This is a genomic window from Streptomyces sp. MspMP-M5 (genome assembly GCF_000373585.1).
Lineage (GTDB): Bacteria > Actinomycetota > Actinomycetes > Streptomycetales > Streptomycetaceae > Streptomyces.
On record NZ_KB891896.1, the window covers coordinates 181,511 to 201,887 of the forward strand.

Consider the following 20,377-nt stretch of genomic DNA (forward strand, 5'->3'; position numbering starts at 1 on the left):
GGCAGTTCACCCGAGACTGGAAATCGCTGGAATGCGTACGCCCAATGGAATTGCGGACGAACCCCTTTGGGGTGGAGGCGTGATATGAGTACCGAGGTTTCCGAGGCGCAGGCGCGACGCGCCGTGGCCGACATCTTCAACTCGACGCTGGCCTCATCGGCCATAGGCGCCGCGTGGGAGCTCGGAGCTCTTGACGAGCTGCGGGAGAACGGCAAGCTGGACGTTTCCGATTTCGCCGTGCGGCACGATCTGCACCGGCCGGCGGTGGTCGGTATGTTCACCGCGCTGGCCAGTGTGGGAATCGTGCGGCGGGACGGTGAGACGGTCCTCGCCGGGCCGTACTTCACCGAGGCCGACCACCACCGTTCCCTGTTCCACTGGCTCAACCAGGGCAGCGGCGAACTCTTCCGCCGGATGCCGCAGGTGCTGCCGAACGCCCACCGCGTCGGCGACTTCTACCAGCGGGACGCGGCGGCGATCAGCTACGCCTGCCGCGAGATCAGCGAGCGCTACTTCGACCCGGCGTTCTGGTCGGCCGTCGACGGCCTGGGCTACGAGCCCACCACCGTCGCCGACCTGGGCTCCGGCAGCGGTGAGCGGCTGATCCAGCTGGCCCGGCGGTTCCCCGGCGCGCGCGGTCTGGGCATCGACATCGCCGACGGCGCGATCGAGATGGCGAAGCAGGAGGTGGCCGCCAAGGGATTCGGCGACCGGATCTCCTTCGTCCGCGGCGACGCCCGCACCATCGACCAGGTCGAGGCGCCCGAGGAATTCGCCGAGGTGGATCTGCTCACCTGCTTCATGATGGGGCACGACTTCTGGCCCCGGGAGAACTGCGTGCGGATCCTGCGGAATCTGCGGGAGTCCTTCCCGAACGTCCGCCGGTTCCTGCTCGGCGACGCCACCCGCACCGTCGGCATTCCGGACACCGAACTCCCGGTATTCACCCTGGGATTCGAGTTCGGACACGACATGATGGGCGTCTATCTGCCGACCCTCGACGAATGGGACGGGGTGTTCGAAGAGGGCGGCTGGCGGTGCGTGAAGAAGCACGCCATCGATTCGCTGTCGGTCTCCGTGGTATTCGAACTCGAATAACCGCGCAGGCACCAACGACCATGTCGGCTGAGGGGGTTTTCCATGGGTGAGTGGCGCGAGCGTCGCCTGGACGAATTGTTCGCGGAGCAGGTGGCGAGGACACCGGACCGCACGGCGGTGGTGTTCGAGGGCCGGGCGGTGAGCTACCGCGAACTCGACGACCGGGCCGCGCGCCTGGCCGCCGTGCTGGCCGCGCGCGGGGCGGGCCCCGAGCGGTTCGTCGCGCTGCTGCTGCCCCGCTCCGCCGACCTGGTCGTGGCGATCCTCGCGGTGCTGAAGTCCGGCGCCGGCTACGTCCCGATCGACCCGGAGTACCCGGCCGACCGCATCACCTACATCCTCGGCGACGCCCGCCCGGTGACGACGGTCACCACCGAGGACCTCCGGGACGCCCTGGCCGGGGAGCCGGCCGCGGCCGGGACGGACTGGCTGGTCATGGACGCCTGGGAGCGGGAGGCCGCCGAGGCCGCGGCCCGGCGCGCGACCGGGGCGGACACCGCGCCCGTCCCGGCCGCCCCCCGCTCCCCGGAGAATCCCGCCTACGTCATCTACACCTCCGGCTCGACCGGCCGGCCCAAGGGCGTCGTCGTCCCGCACGGCAACGTCGCGCGGCTGCTGTCGTCCACCGCCCACTGGTACGGCTTCGACGAGCACGACGTCTGGCCGCTGTTCCACTCCTTCGCCTTCGACGTGTCGGTCTGGGAGATCTGGGGCGCGCTGCTGCACGGCGGCCGGCTGGTGGTCGTTCCGCACGCCGTCACCCGCGCCCCCGCCGACTTCCTGCGGCTGCTGGTCGAGGAGCGGGTGACCGTCCTCAACCAGACGCCGTCGGCGTTCTACCAGCTGATGGCCGCCGACCGGGAGCACCCGGAACTCGGCGCCCGGCTCGCCCTGCGCTACGTCGTCTTCGCCGGCGAGGCGCTGGACCTCGGCAAGCTCGCCGACTGGTACGAGCGCCACGACGACGGGACCGCCGGCGGTCCGACGCTGGTCAACATGTACGGCATCACCGAGACCACGGTGCACGCCTCCTTCCTGGCGCTGGACCGGGAGGGGGCGGCCCGCGCCGCGGGCAGCGCCGTCGGCGTCGCCCTCCCCGACCTGGCCTTCCACGTGCTCGACGAGGATCTGCGGCCGGTGCCGGTGGGTGCCGAGGGCGAACTGTACGTGGCCGGGCCGGGCCTGGCCCGCAACTACGCGGGGCGGCCGGGGCTGACCGCGGAGCGCTTCGTGGCCTGCCCGTTCGGCCCGCCCGGAGCCCGGATGTACCGCTCCGGCGACCTGGTGCGGCGGCTGCCCGACGGCGGCCTGGAATACCTCCGGCGCAGCGACGACCAGGTCAAGATCCGCGGCTTCCGGATCGAGCTGGGCGAGGTCTCGCACGCGCTGGCCCAAGACCCCTCGGTCGACCAGGCCGCCGTGGTGGTACGGGACGAGGCGTCGGGCGAGCGCCGGCTGGTCGCGTACGTCGTGCCGTCGGGCGCCGGCCGCCCCACGCCGTCCCGGCTGCGTGCCGCGCTGGCCACCCGGCTGCCCGGCTACATGATCCCCACCGCGTTCCACACCCTGGCGGCCTTCCCGCTGACCGCCAACGGCAAGCTGGACCGCCGGGCGCTGCCCGCGCCGACCCGCGCGGACAGCATCGACGCCGCCTACCGCGCGCCGGAGGGCGCCACCGAGGAGGCGCTGGCCGGTATCTGGCGGGAGGTGCTCGGTGCCGAACAGGTCGGCGCCGAGGACGACTTCTTCGAGCTGGGCGGCGACTCGCTGTCCGTGGTGCGGGTGCTGTCCCGGATGCGCACCGCCCTCGGACTGCACCTGACCGCCGCCGAGTTCTTCGCCGCCCCCACGGTCCGCGCGCTGGCCCGGCGCCGCGCGGCGGCCGGCACGGGGGCGGCCGAGCGGATACCGGCCGCGCCGCGTACCGGCGCGCTGCCGCTGTCCTTCACCCAGCAGCGGTTCTGGCTGTTCCACGAACTCGACCCGGGCGAGGTCGAGTACAACGTCCACTCCGCGCTGCGGCTGCGCGGCCCCCTCGACACCGCGGCGCTGCGCACCGCCCTGGCCGGGCTGATCGCCCGCCACGAGCCGCTGCGCACGACCGTGCTGTCCCGGGACGGCCGCCCCACCGCGGTGATCGCCCCGGCCGAGGGCCACCCGGTGCCGCTGGACGTCCGCGACCTCACCGCGCTGAGCGGCCAGGAGCTGGAGGACGCCCAACGGCGGCTGCTGGCCGAGGAGGTGGCCCGGCCGTTCGATCTGGCCGCCGGGCCGGTGCTGCGGGTGCTGCTGGTCGGCCGCAGCGACCGCGACCACGTCCTGGTGATCGGCGTGCACCACGTCGCCACCGACGGCTGGTCGATGGGGTTGATCACCGACGAGCTGAGCACCCGCTACCACGCCGCCCGCCGCGGCGTCCCCGTGGAGCTGCCGCCGCTGCCGGTCCGCTACGGCGACTACGCCGCCTGGCAGCGCGCCCTCGCCGCCGACGGCCGGCTGGCGCCCCAACTCGACTACTGGCGCGGCCGGTTGGCGGGGGTGGCAGCGCTGCAGCTGCCCACCGACCGGCCCCGGCCCGCGGTGCGGACCTCCGCCGGCGCGGCGTACCGCTGCACTCTGGACCGCCGGCTGGTCGCCGGCCTCAAGGAGCTGGGCGCGGCCCACGGCGCCACGCTCTTCATGACGCTGACCGCCGCGCTGCAGGTCCTCCTCGCGCGCTGGTCCGGGCAGCGCGACATCGCCCTGGGCACCGCCGTCTCGGGCCGCGACCACCCCCAGGTCGAGCGCCTGGTCGGCGCGTTCATCAACACCGTGGTGCTGCGCTCCGACGTCCGCGGCGAGCAGCCGTTCGACGCCTTCCTCGGCGAGGTGCGGCAGACCGTACTGGGCGCCTTCGCCCACCAGGACGTGCCGTTCGACCAGGTCGTGGACGCGCTGGGCGTGGAGCGCGACCCGAGCCGCACCCCGGTGGTGCAGGCGATGCTGCTGCTGCAGAACGCCCCGGCCGCCGCTGAGGAGTTCGCCGGCCTGCGCACCGAGACCGTCCCGCTGCCGCGACCGGCCGCGATCTTCGACCTCACGGTGGACGTCACCGAGCGGGCCGGCGCGCTGGAGGTCTCGGTCGAGTACAACACCGACCTGTTCGACGCCGCGACCGTCGAGCGGCTGGCGGGACAGCTGCGGGTGCTGCTGGACGCCGTCCGCACCGCCCCGGGCACGCCGCTGCACGACCTGCCGCTGCTGACCGCCGAGGAGCGCCGCACCGTGCTCCACGACTGGAACGACACCGCCACCCCGCTGCCCACGACGCTGGGCGTGCACCGCCAGTTCGCCGAGCAGGCGCGCCGCACCCCCGACGCGCTCGCCGTGACCCACCGCACGGAATCCCTGACCTACGCCGAACTCGACGCCCGCGCCAACCAGTTGGCGCACTTCCTGATCGGGCTCGGGGTCGGCCGGGGCACGCCGGTGGTGCTGAACCTCGACCGCCGGCCCCAGCTGGTGGTGGCGATGCTCGCGGTGCTCAAGGCCGGCGGCGCCTACGTCCCGACCGCGCCGGACACCCCCGCCGCGCGGCTCGGTCAGCTCCTGACGGAGACCGGCACGCCCGTACTGCTGACCACCGGCGAGCGGGCCGCGGGGCTCCCGGCCACCGGGACCGCCGTCGTCGACCTCGACGCGGCGGCACCGGAGATCGCCCGCCACTCCGCGGCCGACCCCAAGGTCCCGACCGGCCCCGACGACCTGGCGTACCTCGTCCACACCTCCGGCTCCACCGGCCGCCCCAAGGGCGTCGCGGTGCCGCACGGCGCGCTGACCGACTACTGCGCCTGGCACAACGACGCCTGGGACATCGGCCCGCAGGACCGCGGCTCCTCGGTGGTCGGGCTCGCCTTCGACGTGGCGGTCGGCGAGGTGTGGCCGTATCTGTGCGCCGGCGCCCGGGTGGACCAGCCCGACCAGGAGACGCTGGACGACCCGACGGCACTGGTCGAGTGGTTCACCGCCAACGGCACCACGGTGGCCTATCTGCCGACCCCGCGCATCGAATCGCTGCTGGACGTCCCGGCGATCACCGGGACCCGGCTGCGCACCCTCATGGTCATCGGCGACTCGCTGCGCCGCCGGCCGCAGCCGGGGCTGCCGTTCACACTGGTCAACGCCTACGGCCCGGCGGAGGCGACGGTGGCCGCGACGCAGGCCCCGGTCGCCCCGCTCGGCGCCGGCGCGCCCACCGGCCTGCCGTCCATCGGCGCTCCCCTGTACAACACCGCCGCCTATGTCCTCGACGACCGGCTCCGCCCGGCCCCCGTCGGCGTGCCCGGCGAGCTGTACCTCGCCGGCGCGGGGCTGGCCCGCGGCTACTTCGACCGCCCCGACCTGACCGCCGAACGCTTCGTGGGCTGCCCGTTCGGGCCGCCCGGCACGCGGATGTACCGCACCGGCGACATCGTGCGCTGGCTGCCGGACGGCACCCTGGACTTCCTCGGCCGCGCCGACAACCAGGTCAAACTCCGCGGCTACCGCATCGAGTTGGGTGAGATCGAGAGCGCGCTGGCCCGCCGCCCGGAGCTCGTACAGGTCTTCGTCACGGTCCGGGAGCCCGCACCGGGCCGCCGCGCGCTGGTCGCGTACGTGGTCCCCGACCGCGGCGCGGCACCCGACCCGGAGGAACTGGCCGGGCACCTCGCCTCCGTACTGCCGGAGTACATGGTCCCGTCCTCCTTCGTGCTGCTCGACGCGCTGCCGCTGACCCCGAACGGCAAGATCGACCGGCGGGCGCTGCCCGACCCGGAGCCGGCCGCCGGCGGGACCGCCTACGCCGCGCCCCGCAACGCCGTCGAGGAGGCGCTGGCCGCCGTCTGGGCCGAGGTGCTCGACGTCGAACGGGTCGGCGTGCACGACAACTTCTTCGCCCTGGGCGGCGACTCGATCGCCGGGCTGCAGGTCGCGGTGCTGGCCCGCAAGGCCGGTCTGCGGCTGGCGTCCAAGGACCTCTTCCGGCTGCAGACCATCGCCGCGCTCGGCCCGGCCGTGACCGTGGACCGGCGGCCCGCCGACCCGGAAGGGGAGCCGGCCGAGCGGGCGTTCGCCCTGAGCGGCCTGGACGCGGCCGGCATCGCGCGGCTCGGCGACCCCGGCGCCCCGGCCGAGGACGCCTACCCGCTCACCCCGATGCAGAGCGGGCTGCTCTTCCACAACCTGATGGACACCGAACGCGGCCTGTATGTCGAGCACTTCCACTTCGTGCTGGACGGCATCCACGCGCCGGAGCTGCTCGCCGACGCCTGGCAGCGGGTGGTGGACCGCACCCCGGTGCTGCGCACCGACCTGTTCTGGGAAGGGCTCGCCGAACCCCTCCAGGTCGTGCGGTCCGGGGCGCGGATACCGGTGGCGCACCTCGACTGGACGGCGCTGGACGAGACCGGGCGCCGGGCGGCGCTCACCCGCCACCTGGCCGAGGACCGGGCGCGGGGCCTCGATCTGCACCGCGCGCCGCTGATGCGGCTCGCCCTCGCCCGGCTGGGCGCCGGCCGGCTCCAACTGGTGTGGACCTTCCACCACCTGCTGCTGGACGGCTGGAGCGCGCTCCAGGTGCTCGCCGAGGTGCTGGGGGAGTACGCCGCGCTCGCCGACGGCGTGCCGTACACCGCACCGGAGCGGCACACCTACGCCGAGTTCGTCGCCTGGCTCGCCGCCCAGGACGGCGCCGCCGCCGAGACGTACTGGCGGGCGGCGCTCACCGGACGCGAGTCGCCCACCCCGCTGCCGTACGACCGGCCGCCCACCGGCACCCACCGGGCCGCCCCCGACGCCTCCCGCACCCTGCGGCTGTCGGCCGCGGAGACCGCCCGGCTCGGGGAGGTCGCCCGGCGCGCCGGGGTCACGCTGAACACTGTGGTGCAGGGCCTGTGGGCGCTGCTGCTCGCCCGGTACAGCGGAGAGCGGGACGTGCTGTTCGGCGCGACGGTCGCCGGCCGCCCGGACGAACTCGCCGGCGCCGAGTCGGTGATCGGGCTGTTCATCAACACCCTGCCGGTGCGCGTCGAGGTCGATCCGGACGCCGCCCTGCCGGCCTGGCTGCGCCGGGTGCAGGACGAGCAGGCCGAGGCGCGCGACCACGAGCAGGTCTCCCTCGCCCAGGTGCAGGGATGGGCCCCGGAGCACTCCGACGGCGCGCTGTTCGACTGTGTGCTGGCCTTCGAGAACTTCCCCGCCGAGGTGGGCGTCGCCCGCCGCTACGGCCTCCGGCTCGACGCGATCGAGGCCAGCAACACCTCCAACTACCCGCTCAACGCCATCGTCTACGCCGGCGACGAACTGTCCGTGGTGCTGTCCTACGACACCGCGCTGTTCGACCACGGCACCGTCGAGCGGCTCACGGGGCAGCTGCACACCCTGCTGACGGAGACCGCCCGCGACCCCGACCGCCGGGTCCGCGAGCTGCCCTGGCTCACCGCGGCCGAGCGGCACACCATCGTGGACACCTGGACCGACACCGCCTCGGCGTACCCGGTCGACCGCCGGCTGGACGCGGTCATCGCCGAACGGGCCGCGGCCCGGCCGGACGCCGTGGCCGTCGTCGACGGCGAACGGCAGCTGACCTACGGCGAGTTGGACCGGCGGGCCAACCAGCTCGCGCACCACCTGCGGGCGGCCGGCGCCTGCCGGGGCGCGCTGGTCGGCATCGCCGTGGAGCGCAGCGCCGAGGTCGTGGTGGCCATCCTGGGCACCCTCAAGGCGGGCGCCGGTTACGTCCCGCTCGACCCGGAGTTCCCCGCGCAGCGGCTGGCCGCCATGCTCGCCGAGTCCCGGCCCGCGGTCCTGCTCACCCAGGAGCACGTGCGGCCCGGACTGCCCCCGACCCAGGCCCGGGTGATCTGCCTGGACCGGGACCTGACGGCCGTCGCCGGGTACCCGGAGACCGCCCCGGAGGGACCAGGCGACGCCGGTGACCTGGCGTACGTCACCTACACCTCCGGCTCGACCGGCCGCCCGAAGGGGGTGATGGTGGAGCACCGCTCGCTGTTCAACATCGTCACCGAGGCCGTCCGGCTCTACGACCTCGGCCCCGGCAGCCGGATGCTGCAGTTCTACACGATGAGTTTCGACGGCGGTGTCTGGGAGGTCTTCCTGACGCTGGCGTCCGGCGCCACCCTCGTCATCGCCACGCCCGAGGCGCGGCAGAGCCCGGCCCGGCTCGCCGAGCAGCTGCGCGCGGAGTCGATCAGCGCGCTGACGCTGCCGCCCGCGGTGGCCGCGGTGCTGGACGCTTCGGCACTGCCCGGCGTGCGCAGCCTGGGGCTGGCCGGCGATGTGCTGGCGCCCGAACTCGCCCGTGAATGGGCGCGCGGGCGGCGGCTGTTCAACATCTACGGGCCCAGCGAGGCGACCCTGTCGGTGGCGCTGCACCGCGTCGACCCCGCGGCGACCGGCCGCCGGGTACCGCTCGGCCCGCCGGTGCCCAACACCCGCTGCTACGTCCTGGACGAGCGGCTGGCCGTCGTACCGGTCGGCGTCACCGGAGAGCTGTACCTCGGCGGCGCGGGCCTGGCCCGCGGCTATCTGGGCCGCCCGGACCTGACCGCCCAGCGCTTCGTCGCCGACCCGTTCGGCCCGCCCGGCAGCCGCCTCTACCGCACCGGCGACCTGGTGCGCTGGACGCCCGAGGGCCGGCTGGAGTTCGCCGGGCGGGTGGACAACCAGGTCAAGATCCGTGGCTATCGCGTGGAGCCCGCCGAGGTGGAGAGCGCCCTGCTGCGGCAGCCCGGCGTCGCGGAGGCGGCGGTGATCGCCCGGGACGACGGCACCGGCCACAAACGCCTCGTCGGCTACGTCGTCGCGGACCCGGCCGGCCCGGCGGGCGGCACGGCGCCGGACACCACCGCACTGCTGCGCGCCCTGGAGGGCGAACTTCCCGGCTACATGGTGCCGTCGGCCCTGGTCGCCCTGGCGGCGCTGCCGCTCGGCCCGACCGGCAAGGTCGACGTCCGGGCGCTGCCCGCACCGGACCCGGCCGGCCGGACCGCCGCCGCACCGGTCGCCCCCCGCACCCCCACGGAGGAGGCCCTGGCCGCCCTCTGGGCGGAGCTGCTGGGCCTCGCACAGGTCGGGGTCGAGGACAACTTCTTCGACCTCGGCGGGGACTCCGTCACCAGCCTGCGCCTGATGGCACGGATGAGCGGCGCGTTCGGCGTGGAAGTCTCGCCCCGCGACTTCTTCGACGCTCCCACCATCGCCGCACTCGCCGAGCGCCTGGAGGACACGATCCTGGCGCAGTTGGAAGAAGCCGTCGGAGGCGGCGCCCTATGACCAGCTCTGCAGCGGACCAGCCCGAGATCCCGACCACCGCCCCGGCGTCCCGGGCCGCACGCACCGCCGCGCTGCCCGCCCACGCCCGGGAGCTGCTGCGCGCCCGGCTCGCCGGCAAGGCGGCCGCGGCGCCCGGCGCCGAGCCGATCCCGCGCCTCGCGCACGACGGCCCGGTCCCGCTCTCGCCCGCCCAGGAACGCCTGTGGTACCTGCACGAACTCGAACCGGACAGCAACGAGTACAACACCCTGCGGGTGCTGCGGCTGCACGGCCGGCTCGACCTCGACGCGCTCACCGAGGCACTGACCGGCGTCGTCGCCCGGCACGGGGCGCTGCGCACCACCTTCGACGCCCGTGACGGCCGGGCGCAGCAGACCGTGCACCCGCCGGGCAAGCCGGAGTTCCCGCTCGTCGACCTGTCGGCGACGCCCGGCGACGAGCGGGACGACGCGTTGCGCACCCTGCTGCTGGCCGAGGCCCGGCGCCCGTTCGACCTGCGCCGCGGCCCGGTGCTGCGGGCCCAGCTGATCCGGCTGGCCGCCGACGACCACGTCCTGGCGCTGGGCCTGCACCACATCGTCACCGACGGCTGGTCGACCGGCGTCCTGCAGCGCGAGCTGACCGCCCTGTACACCGCGGCGGTGCGTGGGGAGCCGGCCCGGCTGCCCGAACTCCCGGTGCGCTTCACCGACGTCGCGGCCTGGCAGCACGACCGGCTGACCGCCGAGCGGCTGGCCGAAGGGCTCGACCACTGGCGCCGCGCGCTGGCCGGTCTGACCCCGCTCGACCTGCCGACGACCCGGCCGCGGCCGCCGGTGCGCACCAGCGCCGGCGCGCTGCACACCTTCGAGGTGCCCCCGCAGCTCACCGGCCGGCTCAGGGCGCTGGGCCGGGCGCACGGCGCCACCCTTTTCATGACGCTGGTCGCCGCGGTCCAGCTGCTGCTGTCCCGCCGGACCGGGCAGCTGGACCTGGCGGTGGGTACCGCCGCGGCCGGCCGCGGTCGGCCGGAGACCGAGCACCTCGTCGGCTTCTTCGTCAACAACCTGGTGCTCCGTACCCGCATCGCGGAGGACCGCCCGTTCACCGAGCTGCTGACCGCCGTGCGCGGCACCGTCCTGGACGCCTTCGCGCACGAGGACGTGCCGTTCCAGCGGGTCGTCGAGGCGCTGCGGCCGGAGCGCGACCCCAGCCGGCCGCCGCTGGCCGAGGTCGCGGTGAACCTCCACAACACCCCGCGCGCCGGCACCAGGACACCGGGGCTGCGGATCGAGGAGCTGCTGCCGCCGGTGGTCACCTCCAGCATGGAGCTGGCCTTCGACTTCACCGAGCGGGACGGCCGCCTGGACGGCCATCTCACCTACAACATCGACCTGTTCGACGCGGACACCGCCGCACGCACCGCCGCCGGACTGCTCACCCTGCTCGACGACCTGACGGCGCGGCCCACCGTCCCGGTGGCGGAACTGGCCGTGCTGCCGGCCGGCGAGCGCCGCGAGGTGACCGAGGAGTGGCCGCACTCCGGGCCCGGCCGCCCGGCCCGCACCATCCCGGAACTCTTCGCCGCGCAGGTGGCCCGCACTCCGGACGCCGACGCCCTGGTCACCGACGAGGAGACCCTCGGCTACGCCGAACTGGACGCCCGCGCCAACCGGTTGGCGCGGCTGCTGCTCGCCCGCGGGGCCGGCCCGGAGACGCTGGTGGCGCTGGCGTTGCCGCGCTCCGCGGAGACCGTCGTGGCGATCCTCGCGGTCCTCAAGGCCGGCGCCGCCTATCTGCCGCTGGACCCCAGGAACCCCGCCGAACGCAACCGGCTGATGGTCGAGGACGCCCGCCCGCTGCTGGTGCTCACGGTGTCCGGCTTCGACGGCGGCACCGACCTCGGCGCGCCCGCGCTGCTGCTCGACGGCCCCGAGGCCGGCGCCGCCCGGTACGACGGCGCCCCGCTGACCGCCGGCGAGCTGCCGGCCCCGCTGCTGCCCGAGCACCCGGCGTACGTCATCTATACCTCCGGCTCGACCGGCCGCCCCAAGGGCGTGGTGGTCACCCACGCCGGTGCGCACGGCCTGGCGGCGGGGCAGTCGGCGCACTTCCGCTCCGGCCCCGGCGCCCGGGTGCTGTCGTTCGCCGCCCTCGGCTTCGACGCCGGCTTCTCCGAGCTGGGGATGGCGCTGCTGTCCGGCGGCGCGCTGGTGGTCGTCGGCCAGCAGCGCATCCTGCCCGGCCCGCCGCTGACCGAGGTGCTGGCCGCACACCGGGTCACCCATGTGACGCTGCCGCCCGGCGCGCTCTCCGCGCTCACCCCGGGCACGCTGCCCGCGGACTTGACGCTGATCGTGGCGGGCGAGAGCTGCCCGCCGGCGGTGGCCCGCGCCTGGTCCGCGCACCACCGCATGATCAACGCCTACGGCCCGACCGAGGCCACCGTCTGCGCCAGCATGAGCCGCCCGCTGACCCCCGACACGGTCGGTGCGGCGGTCCCCATCGGCCGCCCGCTGCCCGGCGTCCGGGTCAGCGTCCTGGACGACCGGCTGCGCCCGGTGCCGGCCGGCGTCCCCGGCGAGGTGTACCTCTCCGGCATCGCGCTGGCCCGCGGCTACTTGGGACGTACCGCGCTGACCGCCGAACGCTTCGTCGCCGACCCGTACGGCCCGCCCGGCAGCCGGATGTACCGCACCGGCGACCGCGCCCGCTGGCTGCCCGGCGGCGACCTGGACTACCTGGGCCGCACCGACGACCAGGTCAAGCTGCGCGGCTTCCGGATCGAACTCGGCGAGGTCGAGGCCGTGTTGTCCCGCCACGACGGCGTCACGGCGGTGGCCGCCGCGGTCCACAAGGACGAGCGCGGCACCCACCGCCTGGTCGCCTACGCCGTCCCGGCCGCCCCCACGGGCCCCGCGGACGCCGACACCGCCGCCCGCCTGCGGGAGTTCGCCCGCGCGGCGCTGCCCGAGCACATGGTGCCCTCGGTCGTCGTCCTGCTGGACCGCCTCCCGCAGAACGCCAACGGGAAGGTCGACCGGCGGGCGCTGCCGGCCCCCGACCTGGGCCGGACCGGTCACGGTCCCCGCGTCGCGCCGCGCACCCCGGCGGAGCGGACCCTGGCCCGCATCTGGTCGGAGGTCCTCGGGGTCGACGACCTCGGCGTCGAGGACAACTTCTTCGACCTGGGCGGGGACTCCATCCTCAGCCTCCAGGTGGTGGCGCGGGCCCGGGCCGCCGGACTGCGGGTGACCGCCAAGCAGACCTTCCTGCGGCAGACCATCGCCGACCTGGCCGCCGAGGCCGTCGCCGAGGAGCCGGCGGCCGGACGGGCCGCGGCCGACGACGGACCGGTCACCGGCGAGCTGCCGCTCACCCCCATCCAGCACTGGTTCTTCGACACCCTCGGCGCCAGCCTGGAGCAGTTCAACCAGTCGCTGTACCTGGAGCTGGCCGAGGACCCGGACCGCGCGGCGCTGCGCACCGCACTGGCCGCGCTGACCGCGCACCACGACGCGCTGCGGCTGCGCGCGGAGCCCGACGGCGACCGGTGGCGGCTGCACCACGCCGCCGCCGAGACCGGCGAACTCCTCGTCCCCGTCGACCTGTCCCGCCTCGACCCACAGGCGCAGGACGCCGCGATGACGGCCGAGATCGACGCCGCCCAGCGCGGGTTCGACCTGGCCGCCGGGCCGCTGCTGCGCGCCCGCCTGTTCGCCCTGGGGGCCGGCCGGCCGGCCCGGCTGTACCTCGTCGCCCACCACCTCGTCGTCGACGGGATGTCCTGGCGCATCCTCCTCGCGGACCTGGAGACCGGATACCGCCAGGCCCTGGCCGGCCGGCCGGTCGACCTGGGCCCCCGGACCACCTCCTTCCGCGACTGGTCGCGCCGGCTGTCCCGGCACGCCGCCGAGGACGGCCTGCGGGACGAACTCCCGTACTGGGAGGCCGCGTCGGCCGCCGCACACCAGGCCGCACCGCTCCCGGTGGACGTGGCCGGCGCGCCGGACGGCAACACCGCGGGCTCGGCCCGTACGGTCACCGCACGGCTCTCCGCGCCGGCCACCGACGCCCTGCTCCGCCAGGTGCCCGAGGCGTACCGCACCCAGATCAACGACGTGCTGCTGAGCGCGCTGGGCCGGGTGCTGACCGACTGGACGGGCGGCGACCGGGTGCTGGTCGCCCTGGAGGGCCACGGCCGGGAGGACCTCTTCGACGACGTCGACCTCAGCCGCACCGTCGGGTGGTTCACCACCGTCTTCCCGGTCACCCTGCAACTCCCCGGCGACCGCGACTGGGGGACGGTCCTCAAGAGCGTCAAGGAGCAGCTGCGCGCGATACCGCGCAACGGCCTGGGCCACGGGGTGCTGCGCCACCTCGCGGGACCCGGCACCCGGCTCGCCACCGGCCCGGAACCGGAGGTCGGCTTCAACTACCTCGGCCGGCTGGAGGCGACCGCCGGACCCGGCGGGCTGGCCCGCGCGCTGCTGGACAGCCCGGGCGCCGAACGGGCCGCGGACCAGCGCCGGCACCACCTGCTGGAGATCAACGGCCAGGTGACCGGCGGCCGGCTGGAGTTCGCCTGGACGTACTCCACCGAGCGGCACCGCACGGAGACCGTCGAGCGGCTCGCGACGGCGTTCATGGCCGCGCTGGAGGCGATCGTGGCGCACTGCGCCGAGCCCGGCTCCGGCGGCGCCACGCCCTCCGACTTCCCGCTGGCCGCCCTCGACCAGCCCACCGTGGACCGGATCGCCGGCGACGGCCGGGCGGTCGAGGACGTCTACCCGCTCACGCCGATGCAGAGCGGCATGCTCTTCCACGCGCTCAGCGAGTCCGGACGCGACCCGTACACCGGGCACTTCGGCGTCCGGATCGACGGGGTCACCGACCCCGGGGCGCTGGCCGCGGCCTGGCAGCAGGTCGTGGACCGCACACCGGCGCTGCGCACCGCGATCGTCTGGCAGGACGTCGCCGAGCCGCTGCAGGTGGTGCACCGCACCGCCCGGGTCCCGGTGACCCACCACGACCTGCGGGCGCTGACCGAGCAGGACCGGCAGGCGGCCCTGGACGAGCTGTGGGCGCGGCGCACCGAGACCGTCATCGACCTCGCGCAGCCGCCCGCGCTGCGGCTGACCCTGGTGCGGCTGACCGACACCGCGGTGCAGATGTACTGGACCTCGCACCACATCCTGATGGACGGCTGGAGCTTCGCCGGGCTGCTGTCGGAGGTGTGCGCCGGCTACGCCGCGCTGACCGGCGGCCCGCGCTCCGCCGCCCCGGCCCGCCGCCCGTACCGCGACTATGTGCGCTGGCTGGGCGAACAGGACGAGGCGGCGGCGCGGGCCCACTGGCGGTCGGTGGTCGACGGCTTCACCGTGCCGACCCCGCTGCCCTACGACCGGCAGCCGGTCAAGGCGCACGGCACCCGCTCCTCCCACGAGGTGCGGGTCACGCTGTCCGCCGAGCGCACCGCCCGGCTGACCGAGGCCGCCCGGGCGGCCCGGCTGACCGTCAACACCCTGGTGCAGGGCGCCTGGGCGGCCCTGCTGGCGCGCTACTCCGGCGCCGACGACGTCTGCTTCGGCACCACCGTCTCCGGCCGGCCGGCGACCCTGCCGGGCGCCGAGGCGATGGCCGGCCTGTTCATCAACACCGTTCCGGTGCGGGCACGGATCGACGGCACCCCGGCCGTCGAGTGGCTGCGGGACCTCCAGGGCGCACAGCTCGACTCCCGGCAGTACGAGTACGTCTCGCTGGCGCAGATCCAGCGCGCCAGCGGCGTCCCGGCCGGCACCAACCTCTTCGACAGCATCGTGGTCTTCGAGAACTACCCCTACGACGGCGACGCCGCCGCCGGGTACGGCCTCGGACTGGGCACGTTCCAGGGCGACGAGGTCACCAACTACGCGCTCACCCTGACTGCGTACGCCGCCGACACGCTGCATCTGAACCTCGGCTACGACCCGGACCTGTTCGACGAGGCCACCGTGCGCCGGCTGACCGGGCACCTGGCGACGCTCCTCGACGGCATCGTCACCGCCCCGGACACCCCGATGGACGACCTCCCGCTGCTCGACGCGGCGGAGCGCGAGCGCCTCCTGGTGCGGTGGAACGACACCGCGGCCGCCTTCCCGCCGCCCCGGCCGGTCCACGAGCTGTTCGCCGAGCGGGCCGCCCGGACCCCGGACGCGGTGGCGGTCACCGACGCCGAGCGGCAGCTGACCTTCGCCGAACTGGAGGCGCGTGCCAACCAGTTGGCCCACCACCTGGTCGGCCTGGGCGTCGGCCCCGGCACCCTGGTCGGGGTCTGCGCCGACCGCGGGGTGGACGCCGTGGTGGCGCTGCTGGGCGTGCTGCGGGCCGGTGGCGCGTTCGTGCCGCTGGACCCGGCCTATCCGGCGGAGCGGCTGCGGATCATGCTGGCGGACGCCGCGGTCCCGGTCGTGGTGACCGAGGAGCGGCTGCTCGACCGTACGGCCGGGTACGACGCGGTCACGGTCTGCCTGGACCGCGAACTGCCGCTGCTCCAGGGGCTTCCCGCCGGGCCGCCGGAGACCGCCGTCACGCCCGAGGACCTGGCGTACGTCATCTACACCTCCGGCACCACCGGCCGGCCCAAGGGCGTGATGGTCGAGCACCGGCACGTCCACCACATGCTGCACGGCTGGGACCGGCGGTACGGCCTGGCCGCCCTGCGGCCGCGGGCGCTGTCGGTCTCCAGCATCTCGGTCGACCTCTTCTTCAGCGACTTCCTGCTCTCCGCCCTCTTCGGCGGCACGATGGTGATCTGCCCGCAGGACGCGGTCGCCGACCAGGTGGCGCTGACCGACCTGCTGCTGGCGAGCGAGGCCCAGCTGATGGTGACCGTGCCGACGCTGGCCCGCGCGGTGGTCGCCGAGCTGACCTGGCGCGGTGTCCGCCCGGAGGCGCTGCGGGTGCTGATGGTCGGGTCCGAGGGCTGGCCGGCCGACGCCGCCGCCGAGATCCTCGACGGGCTGGCACCGGGCACGGTGCTGGTCAACGCCTACGGCTCGACCGAGACCACGGTCGACTCCACGGTCTTCCAGCTCGGCCGGGACCCGCTGGGGGACGCCGCGTTCGTCCCCGTCGGCCGGCCGCTGGCCAACACCCGGATCTACGTCCTGGACGCCCGGATGCGCCCGGTGCCCACCGGCGTCGTCGGCGAGTGCTACATCGGCGGCGACGGCGTCTCCCGCGGCTATCTCGGCCGCCCGGAGCTGACCGCCGAACGCTTCCTCGACGACCCGTTCGCGCCGGAGCCCGGCGCCCGGATGTACCGCACCGGCGACCTGGCGCGCTGGCGCGCCGACGGGAACCTCGAATGCCTGGGCCGGGTCGACGACCAGGTCAAGGTCCGCGGCTTCCGGGTCGAACTGGGCGAGGTGGAGGCGGTGTTGGCCCGGCACCCGGACGTCTTGGCGGCGGCCGCCGCGGTCCGCCGGGACGACGGCGGACCGGCCCGCCTGGTGGGCTATGTCGTGCCCGCCGCCGGACGGGTCCCGGACCCGGGCGCGCTGCGGGCGTTCGCCGCCGAGCGGCTGCCGGCCCCGGCGGTGCCCACCGCGTACGTCGTGCTGGACGCGCTGCCGATGACACCGAGCGGCACCGTCGCCCGGCGCGCCCTGCCGGCCCCGGACGGCGGCCAGGACCCGGCCCGGCCCTACGCCCCGCCCGCCGACGGCACCGAACTGCTGCTGTGCGGCATCTGGCAGGAGGTGCTGGGCGTCGAACGGGTCGGCGTGCACGACAACTTCTTCGAGCTGGGCGGCGACTCGATCCTCAGCATCCGGGTCATCTCCCGCATCCGGGCGTCCCTGGGCGTGGCACCCTCGCCCCGCCAGCTCTTCGACACCCCGACGGTGGCCGCGCTCGCCGCGGCCCTGGACCGGCAGGCGCCCTCCGAGGACGCCGGCCCGCCGCTCACACGGGCCGACCGCGCGGCCCCGCTGCCGCTGTCGTCCGCCCAGCAACGCCAGTGGTTCCTGCACGACTTCGACCCGGACAGCAGCGAGTACCACATCGTCACCGGCCTCCGGCTCGGTGGCACGCTGGACGCCGGGGCGCTGCAGCGGGCGCTGACCGGGCTCGTCGCCCGGCACGAGGCGCTGCGCACCACCTACGAGGCCGTCGACGGCGGCGCCCGCCAGGTCGTGCACCCGGCGGCCGAGGTGCCCTGTGCCCGGACGGACCTGTCCGGGGTGCCGGCACAGCGGCGCGAGGACGCCCTGCGCGACGAGGTGGCGCGCGCCGCGGCCCGGCCGTTCCGCCTGGCCGAGGGCCCGGTGCTGCGCGCCCAGCTCTTCCGGCTCGGGGCCCGCGACCACCTGCTGCTGCTCGTCATCCACCACATCGCCACCGACGGCGGTTCGATGGCGGTGCTCTGCGAGGAGCTCGGTGTGCTCTACGCCGCGGAGCTGGCCGGCACCGCCCCCGCCCTGCCCGAACTCCCCCTCGGCTACGCCGACTACGCGGCCTGGCAGCGCCGGCTGCTGTCCGGACCGGCGCTGGACGGCCCTCTCGCCTACTGGCGCGAACGGCTCGCCGGGGTCCGCCCGCTGGCGCTGCCCACCGACCGGCCCCGGCCGGCGGTCCGCAGCTCCGCCGGCCGGATGCTGCTGGTGGACATCGAGCCGCGGGTGGCCGCCGGCCTCAAGGAGCTGGCGCGCCGCCACGACGCGACGCTGTTCATGGTGCTGACCGCCGCGGTCCAGCTGCTGCTGGCCCGCTGGACCGGCCGGCCGGACATCGTCGTCGGCACCCCCTCCGCCGGCCGCCCCCGGCAGGAACTCGAAGGCGTGGTGGGGCTGTTCGTCAACACCGTCGCGATCCGCTCCACCGTGGCCATGGACCGCACCTTCGGCGAGCTGCTGGAGTCGGTGCGCGGCACCGTGCTGGAGGCGTTCGAGCATGCCGAGGTGCCGTTCGACCGGCTGGTGGAGGAGCTCCGGCCGCGCCGCGACCCGAGCCGCAACGCGCTGGTCGAGGTGTTCGTCGGGCTGGAGACGGACCGCTCGGCACCGCCGGCGCTGCCCGGTCTGACGGTCACCGAGGTCCCGTACGTCAGCGACGAGGTCAGCCATGACCTCAGCTTCGACTTCGTGGACCGACCGGACGGCCTGCGGGCCGCGATCGGCTACAGCACCGCGCTGTTCGACGAGGCGACCGTCGAGCGGCTGGCCGGCCGGCTGCTGGCACTGCTCGCCGCGGCGCCGGAGGACCCCCGCGCGGTGGCCGACCTGGTGCCGGCGAACGCGACCGACCCGGCGGCGTCCTCGGTCACTTGGCAGACCGCGCAGGGCGGCCGAGCCGACCCGGACGACGACCCGGCCGAGGAGGCCGCGCCCTACCGCGCGCCCGCCACCGACGCCGAGCGGACCCTGGCGGAGATCTGGGCCGCCGTCCTGGGCGTGCCCCGGGTCGGCACCGACGACAACTTCTTCCAGCTGGGCGGCGACTCGCTGCTGAGCATCCAGGCCGTCCAGCGGATGCGCCAGGCCGGCCTGGCGGTGACCACGAAGGACCTGTTCGTCCACCAGAGCATCCGGCCGCTGGCCGCCCTGGCCACCGAACGCGCCCCGGCGCGGCCCGCGGAGACCGCCCCGGCCCCGGTGGCCGAGGACGCCCCGGCGGCGGGCCCGATCCCGCTCACCCCCGCCCAGCACGACTACTTCGCCGGCGTGCCGCTCGCCCCGCACCACTTCACCCAGTCCGTCCTCGTCGAGCTGCACGCCGACACGGACGTGGCGGCGCTGGGCCGGGCGCTGACCGCGCTGGTCGACCGGCACGAGGCGCTGCGCCACCGCTTCGTCCGCGAGGCCGGAGCGTGGCGGCAGTACGCCACCGCGCCGAGCGCGGCGGACGTCCTGCAGCGGCACGACCTGTCGGAGGTACCGACCCGCCGACGGGCCGCCGCCATGGACGAGTTGGCCGCCGAGGCCGACGCCGGACTGGCCCTGGGCTCCGGCCCGCTGTTCGCGGCGCTACTGTTCACCTTCGGGCCGGGGGAGCGTCCCGCGCTGTTCCTGACCGCCCACCACCTCGTCGTCGACGGCGTCTCCTGGCGCATCCTGCTGGCGGACCTGGAGGAGGGCTACGCCCAGGCCCGCGGTGGCGCACCGGTGTCCCTGGCGGCCCCCGGCAGCACCTTCGGCCGCTGGGCGCACCGGCTCGCCCGGCACGTCGCCGACGGCGCGCTGGACGCGGAGGCCGCGTACTGGCAGGGGCTGCCGCCCGCGACCGAGGTCCCCCGCGACGGCGCCGGCCCCGCGGTGGTGGAGTCCGTGCAGACCGTCACGGTGGAACTGCCCGAGGACCTCAGCGAGGTGCTGCTGCGCCGCTCCGCCGGGGTGTTCCGCACCCGCTTCCACGAGGTGCTGTTCGCCGCGCTGGCCGGCGTGCTGTCCCGCTGGACCGGCGAGCGGCAGGTGGTGTTCGACACCGAGGGGCACGGCAGGGAGGAGCTCTTCGAGGACCTCGACCTGTCCCGTACGGTCGGCTGGTTCACCACCGAGTACCCGGTCGCGCTCGACGTGGGCGACGATCCGGACGACTGGCCCGCGCTCGTCAAGGGCGTCCGCCGGCAACTGCGGGCGCTGCCCGGCAACGGCTTCGGCTACGGCGCGCTGCGCCGGCTGGGCCCGGCCGGCTCGCCCGGCGCCGCGCTCGCCGAACGCGCCCCGGCACAGCTGGTGTTCAACTACCACGGACAGGCCGACGAGGCCCAGCGCGCCGGGGAGAGCCGGCTCTACCACGCCTTCGGCGACCCGATCGGACGCGAGCAGCGACCGGACGAGGTGGTCCGGCACCCGCTGGAGGTGGTCGGCACCGTCCAGGCCGGACGGCTCCGCTTCACCTGGTACTTCTCGCGCAACGTGCACCACCGGGCGACCGTCGCCAAGGTGGCCGACGACTTCGCCGACGCGCTGCGCGCCCTCGCCCGACACGTCCAGGAGCGCTGACC

2 protein-coding genes and 1 pseudogene are annotated in these 20,377 nt (G+C 75.3%); all 3 read left to right on the plus strand.

Annotation, left to right across the window (positions count from 1 at the left end; genetic code table 11):
* The first annotated feature begins 84 nt into the window (after window positions 1-84).
* The 3 genes and pseudogenes from mppJ (at window position 85) to B073_RS0120555 (ending at window position 20,375) form a co-directional block, all read left to right on the plus strand.
* Window positions 85-1,098 (plus strand): phenylpyruvate C(3)-methyltransferase, encoded by a 1,014-nt coding sequence (gene mppJ / locus B073_RS0120545; protein ID WP_018539962.1) that lies wholly within the window; start codon window positions 85-87, stop codon window positions 1,096-1,098.
* Between the two features lie 57 nt (window positions 1,099-1,155).
* Window positions 1,156-9,411, plus strand: a pseudogene (locus tag B073_RS40510) (amino acid adenylation domain-containing protein); the annotation flags it as partial.
* A complete protein-coding gene (locus B073_RS0120555; protein WP_018539964.1) occupies window positions 9,408-20,375 on the plus strand; it encodes a non-ribosomal peptide synthetase in 10,968 nt (3,655 codons plus the stop codon). The pseudogene B073_RS40510 and the gene B073_RS0120555, both read left to right, overlap by 4 nt.
* Window positions 20,376-20,377: the final 2 nt, after the last annotated feature.

Excerpts from the sequence above, each read along its gene's own strand:
- mppJ (WP_018539962.1), top strand. The coding sequence starts at position 85 with ATGAGTACCGAGGTTTCCGAGGCGCAGGCGCGACGCGCCGTGGCCGAC.
- B073_RS0120555 (WP_018539964.1), top strand. The coding sequence starts at position 9,408 with ATGACCAGCTCTGCAGCGGACCAGCCCGAGATCCCGACCACCGCCCCG.